Source organism: Myroides albus (assembly GCF_009711045.1).
GTDB lineage: Bacteria > Bacteroidota > Bacteroidia > Flavobacteriales > Flavobacteriaceae > Flavobacterium > Flavobacterium album_A.
Map to the genome: position 1 here is coordinate 1 of NZ_WMJX01000074.1, position 6,799 is coordinate 6,799.

Consider the following 6,799-nt stretch of genomic DNA (forward strand, 5'->3'; position numbering starts at 1 on the left):
GATACGTTTATTACAGAACTATCTCAAAACGATACGTTTATTTCTTCTCAAAATTACGCTTCTATTCAACTTTTAAATGAAACAGGAAAATCTAAAGGGTTTATTTTTAAAAGTGGAAATCCTAAAGATAATTCCACAGATGCAGAGAGGACTTTTAATGAAACCATAACTAGTCTTGAACGTAAAGGTACTCAACCTGTAATCACGCCAAATAATGAGTTTACATATTATCAGTTTACTAATGAAGAAGGTGAGGTGAGAAATATTACAGTTTCTGAAGACGTTAACAATGATTTTGATCTAATTCTTAAAAATAATAAGCAAAAGCTAGCTAATACATTGAATGAAACAACTCAGTATAGTGAATCACAAGAAACAGTTATTGGTAAATGGATTGATGGTAAAGATATTGTTCGAAAAGTATATACAATTAATTTAACTTCAGCTTCAGCTACAATTGAGGTGAATCAAGTTATTGCAAATAAAATATTAGAAGCTAAATTTATTAGTGATGATACTAATGCTATTGTTAGAGGAGTCGTGAAAAAACAAATAATAGGTCAGAAGACAACCTTGTTATTGGGTATACCAGGAAGTATTATAACTAATTACCAAGCAGGTGGATATACATTAATCTTGGAGTATATCAAGTAAAAAAGTTTTTTTGAAAAATAACTCCTCTTCTAAAGAGGAGTTTAAATCTATTAATTTGATGAGAAAAATAAGTTTTATAATATTAATCGCTTTACTAAATACAGTAATGTGGTCTCAAACGCAATCTGAAAGAATTGGTCCAGGTGGTGTTTTTGAAGACTTAAGAGTTTGGTTAAAAGTAGATGATGAGGGAGATATTGTACTAGAGAAAGGAAAAAATGTTGATGTATGGAAAGATAACTCTGGTAATTTTAACAATTTTAGTTTTAAAGATTTATCTAGTTCTAAAAAGGATGGCAGTCCTACTATTGTTTATCATGAAAGATCAATGAACTTTAATAATACTGTTCACTTTGGAGATAGACAATTCTTAGCCATAGATGGTAATTATGCACCTAACAAAGCCAATCATGACCCTAGGCCCATGACTGAGAATTCTCCATTGGGAGTAACAACTTTTGTTATTTATTATGCGGAGGATAATAAATCAGATAAAAGACTTTATACTCATGGGTTTGGTGGAACAGATCCCACAAATGATAGCGGAACTAGATATCCTGCTATGGGTTTCGCACCAGAGGAAGGAGTTGGAAGGCTTAGAAATGATGGAGCTACATCAATAGGTAATAATCATATTCAAGATGGTAATATAGTAGGATTTAATTTAGGTGCCACAGCTATGCAAATGATTAAAGTTCGAAATGAACGAACGGATTTTGCTAGCAATGATAAGAACAGATTTGCTACCATAACTCATGATTTTGGTGGTTGGCAAGACGTAATTACAACAAATAAAGGGAAAGATTTTGCTGAGGGATTTAAGTTAGCCCAAGGTGCAACTATTGGAGGTGCAAGCCGTACAAAAGCACAGTTTTTAGGAAATATTTCAGAGGTTATTTTCTTTGAAAAAGAATTGGATAAATACCAGCAAGAGAAAGTACAGTCTTACTTAGCTGTTAAGTACGGAATTACAATGGATGTTGATAGAAACGATCCTTACTTAAACTATGATTACGTATTGTCCGATGAAACTAAAGTTTGGCCAGGAAATTATAATGAGTATCTACAAGATGTTGTTAACTGGAAGTATCATAATAATGTCGCAGGTCTTGTAAGAGATGACGCTTCGGAATCTAGAATATACAAAACTCGTTCAACAGGTCTTGGTTCTATTTTAACTTTATATACCCAAGGAACTGAGTTATATAGTAATATTTCAAAAGAGTTTGATCAAGATTTATCAGCCGTTTTTTTCGGTGATAATGGCAAGAGTGTTAGTCAAGCCACTTATGTGGAGGACAAGCAAGGTATGTGTTTAGATTATGATTTTGGTATTGATAGAATATGGTTAATAGATAAAACTAATATTGATCAGATTACTTTAAATGTAAATGCTGGTGGAGCTGATTTTGCTTTTAATGGTGATGGATATCAGGTTTATCTTCTTTTGAGTAATGATGAGCAACGAGCTTTGAGTGGACAATGGGATCGTGCTATTGTTGGTAACTACATTGGTGGTAAGGATGGAGAACATACATTTGAACTTCCTTTACAAGATAAGTATACCTACATTAGTTTTGGAGCTGTAGAAGTTCAAGGAAAATGTGAAACTTGTGAATTTGATAAAGTTAAGCAAATAAGCTTTTTAGAGACAGATTGGCAAAAAGGTAACCTTCAACATTTTTATAATTTAGGTGATAATTTTACAGTAGATGTAAAAGTGATTGATGAGAATACTACCATGCAAAATAATCCAACAGTTATTAAAAAAGGTTACCCTAAGGCTAGTGGGAAAACTTCTTTAGAGATTTTAAGAAAAGCAAAACTTAAAAACGATACTGAATCTGTAACAACTCTTTTGGAATTATCATCTTCTGCTTTATTGGAATTTGATATTTACAATGTAGATAAAAAAGGAAAACATTATGATGAAGTTGAAGTTTATGGTTTATGTGGTACTACTGTTATAAAACCTGTTTTGAGTTATTCAACAAGTCAAGATAAAAGTAGTTATGAAATTGTTAATCAAGCTAGTAGTGTTAAAGCTGTAGCTAATGAGAAGTCTTCTTCTTATACTGGAGTAGCTGGAACTGTTCATGTTGAATTTGAGAGGGCTGTTTCTAAGGTTTATGTTAAATATACAGTAAGAAGAGAGAGTAGTTCTTCAGCAAAAACTAAAATTGGGATAGGTAGCTTAAGTTTTAGATGTCCAAGTAGTATTCCAGTATCAAATGAAGATGGGTTATATTTTAGTTTGCAAGCAGATCAGCAAGTTAGTATGTGTGAGGATGTGGTTTATACCTATAGAATTACCAATAATAATTGTGAGACTAAAGTAGTACCATTTGAAAATATATTACCTGAGGGATTATTGTGGAAAAAAGATGGTTTATCTATTGATAATGTTTTCATTGAAGGTGCATTTGTAAATGCTTACCAAGATAGCAAAGAGTTAAAAATTGATCGATTAAAAATCCCTGGAGGTAAAACTTTAACTTTTAGAGCAAGAGCTTATTTTAGTAAACAAGCTCAAGTTCAGGATTATGAGAATAAAGCTAGTTTTACATATAAAAGAAGACTTGCTAAACAAGATTTGAATGATCCAGATATGTATGAAGATGTGACTTTAGAGAGTTGTGATTTTCTATCTTCAGATCAATGTAATCCAACTATTACAACTGCATTAGCTGCGACTCAGTTCGAACCAATTTTAGTAGACTTACAGCTGTTAGATAAGAAATGCTTTACAGAGGATTCACAATACACGTTTTTAGCCACTTATAATAATGGTAATACATATAATTTAGCTCAAACCAATATTGATATTTATTTTAATGAAGAGTTTCAGGTAATTAAAGATTCTCTAAAATCAACTTCTATTGATTTCTCAAAGAGTGAAATTGAGGTAGAGGAAGGTTCCTTGTCAATAGAGGATTTCTTGTTACCTGTTGGTGAGTCTACTATTACTTTTGTTTTAAAGGCTCCAAAGAAAATAGATTTACAAGTAGATTCTTTAACACAAAAAGTTCTTGATTTAAATGTATTTATTGAATTATCAAGTGACAATCAGGATGTTTGTTTAAACTCAGCTGTGTATGATTCATTTACAGAGTTAAATGTTGAATATTGCTCTGTGTGCTATATGCCTGGAGTAATAGATCAGAATTTCGTATCGCCTACCGATTACGTTAATATCTCAACACTTGATACTCATATTTCAAATGACCAGCGAAATGCTAATGCTTTTTTAGTATTAGACTCTTTCTCTAAAGGTTTTGTGCCAACAAGATTACACACTTTAGAGATAACTAAAATTGAATCTCCTGTTGAGGGTATGATTGTATTTGATGTTGATCAAAATTGTTTAAAACTCTTTAATGGTCTGCAATGGGGTTGTATAATTCAATCTTGTGTGGAATAAAAAATAGAAACGGATGAAAATGAATATAAAGTGGAGTATTGGTATTATCTCTATGTTATTATTAACAAGTGTTAGTACTTATGCTCAACAAGTAACAATTGGCAAAGAGAGTATTGAGTTTAAAAGCTCAATACTTGAATTTGCTGATATGCAAAATAAAGGAATGGTTTTACCTGTGTTTGCAAAAGATAATTTAGATAAGGAATCAGTAGCTGGTACCTTATTCTTGGATGAGACACAAAAGAAAGTACTTCTTTTTTTGGGGGAAGAAAAATATATGGATCTATCTGTTACACCGGGTGAAGTAAATTTAGAGTATTACAATGGAGTACAGGAAATTTCAGGGGTTCAAAGTAGTATTTCTTTAGAACCAAATTTGACTATACCAGGAGTTTTAGTTTTACAGAGTGATTCAAAAGCTCTTGTGTTACCTAGAGTAGAGAGTCCACATTTAAATATTAAAAATCCTACAGCCGGAACTATTGCTTATGATACAAACAGTAAAATGCTTTGTATTTATAATGGGAAAGATTGGTCTTTTTGGGCAAGTGATGTTAAATAAGTAAAAGTGAAGGTTATGAATAATTTAAAAAATAAAATACTTTTTTGCAGCTTGATAGCTTTTTCAATTTGCTTTAAAGGTAGGGCTCAAGATAATATAATTTCCAATCATGGTATTTTAAAAGTTGCAAATCACGGTATACTTACCAATTACCTAAGCTTTTACAATCATACAAGTGCTAGTATCCAAAACGATGGTAATTTGTATTTCTTTAATGATTATCGAAATGATGGAATCCATAGCTTTGATAAAGAATTAAAAAATTCTCGAACAATATTTAGCAATATTAATCAAGTTAATAAAAAACCACAAAATATCGATGGTGTTGGTTTAACTGAACTTAATAATGTAATATTTAGTAATTCAACATCTGATTTTGCTTTTTTTATTCAAGCGAGTTTAGACTTATATGGACTTGTTGATTTTCAAGAAGGAATTTTAAAGATTCAGCAAGCTTCTGTAGATAATAAGTTAGAATACAGTGGTGCGGTTTCTTTCCATGATGGATCAAAAATTCAAAATGTTAGTAATGTATCATATGTAGATGGGTTTGTTGAAAAAGTTGGCCAACAAGAGATAACTTTTCCAATAGGTAATGGAAATTATTATAGATATGCTAGAATTAGTGCTAGTGAGAGTAATAAAAATATTTTCCAAAGTAAATATAAGGTTGATGACAATCAGTTTTTTAATATTAGAAACAATGTCTCAGGCGTAATTAATAAACTCAATGAAAAGGAATATTGGGTTATTGAGAAATCAAAGAATAGTAATAATACTGACGATATCATCTTGACTTTGACTTGGGATGAGCGCACCACGCCAGGTGAGCTGTTGAAAGATCCAGTTAGGGAATTGCACATAGTAAGATGGGATGAAAAGCTTCAGATCTGGGTTGACGAGGGCGGAATAGTAGATGTAGATACTAAGAGTATTTCTACTCCAACTTCTGTTAAAGGCTATGGTTTTTTTACACTGGCTACAGTTAATAAAGATTGGCTGTTGGACGGAGATGTGGTGATCTACAATCTTGTATCTGCTAATGGAGATGGGAAAAACGATTTCTTTCGAATTGACAATATAGAGCGTTTTCCCAATAATACAGTTGAGATATTCAACCGTTGGGGAGTAAGGGTGTATGAAACGACAAATTATAACTCTCGAGGGAATGTATTTGTTGGAAAGTCAGATGGACGTGGAACTATTAGTAAAGGTGAGAGTTTACCTACGGGAACTTATTACTACGTAATTACTTATGAATACAAGGATGACAAAGGATCTCGTACTATAAAGAAAGCGGGTTACTTGCATTTGGAGACTAACTAATAGAAAAATTCAAAATGAATTATAAAGCATTATTAAAGAATAGTTTATTGGGACTTGTCTTGGTAGGTAGCTCACAGGTAGCTACAGCGCAACAAGATCCTCAATTTACACAATATATGTATAATCCCTCACAGATAAACCCTGCTTATGCAGGGAGTAGAGGGACACTGAATATCTTCGGACACTACAGAACTCAGTGGGTAGGAATGGATGGTGCACCAAAGACAGCTAGTGTATCTGCCAACACACCTATTGGAGAATCAGGTCTAGGCTTGGGAGTTAATTTTACCAATGACAGATTAGGAGCAATGGATGAGAACAATATTTCGATTGACTTATCTTATGCAATTGATATCAACTATGAGTATAAATTGGCTTTTGGATTAAAGACCACAGCTAATTTAATGAGTGTAGATTTTACAAAGCTTAGAATATTTGATGGTAGTGATAAAGTAAATGACAATGTCAACAATGAGTTTACTCCAAATATTGGAGCAGGGGTTTACCTTTATTCTGATAAATCTTATGTTGGTATTTCTGTTCCAAACTTTTTAACAACAGACCGTTATGATGACAATGAGTTTACTACTCTACGTCAAAAAGCACATTTTTACTTAATGGGGGGATATGTATTTGAACTCAACCCAAGTTTGAAGTTCAAACCAGCAACTCTTATAAAAGTAGTGGAAGGGGCTCCACTGCAAGTAGATTTGACTGCGAATTTCTTGTTCATGGATAAGTTTACTCTAGGAGCAGCTTACCGTTGGGATGCTGCAGTAAGTGGGCTAGTAGGGTTGCAAGTGAATGAAAATCTGTTTGTAGGTTATTCTTATGAT

The 6,799-nt window shown here is 32.4% G+C and carries 4 protein-coding genes and 1 pseudogene; all 5 read left to right on the plus strand.

Annotated elements, in window-relative coordinates; genetic code table 11:
• Positions 1-654, plus strand: a pseudogene (locus GJV76_RS15775) (hypothetical protein); the annotation flags it as partial.
• A 10-nt stretch (positions 655-664) separates the two neighbouring features.
• Positions 665-4,075, plus strand: a complete 3,411-nt coding sequence (locus GJV76_RS14895; protein WP_155093380.1) for a hypothetical protein — start codon at positions 665-667, stop codon at positions 4,073-4,075.
• 13 nt (positions 4,076-4,088) lie between these two features.
• The gene (locus GJV76_RS14900; protein ID WP_155093381.1) at positions 4,089-4,637 is read left to right on the plus strand and encodes a hypothetical protein; all 549 of its coding nucleotides are present in this window, start codon (positions 4,089-4,091) and stop codon (positions 4,635-4,637) included.
• Positions 4,638-4,652: 15 nt separating this feature from the next.
• Entirely contained in the window at positions 4,653-5,963 is a 1,311-nt protein-coding gene (locus tag GJV76_RS14905; protein ID WP_155093382.1) for a gliding motility-associated C-terminal domain-containing protein, read from the plus strand.
• 14 nt (positions 5,964-5,977) lie between these two features.
• Positions 5,978-6,799 (plus strand): PorP/SprF family type IX secretion system membrane protein (locus tag GJV76_RS14910; protein ID WP_155093383.1); only part of this gene is annotated, 822 nt, incomplete at its 3' end.

What these genes read in the sequence shown, in the direction of transcription:
- GJV76_RS14900 (WP_155093381.1), top strand. Translation starts at nt 4,089, where the DNA reads ATGAAAATGAATATAAAGTGGAGTATTGGTATTATCTCTATGTTATTA.
- GJV76_RS14905 (WP_155093382.1), top strand. Translation starts at nt 4,653, where the DNA reads ATGAATAATTTAAAAAATAAAATACTTTTTTGCAGCTTGATAGCTTTT.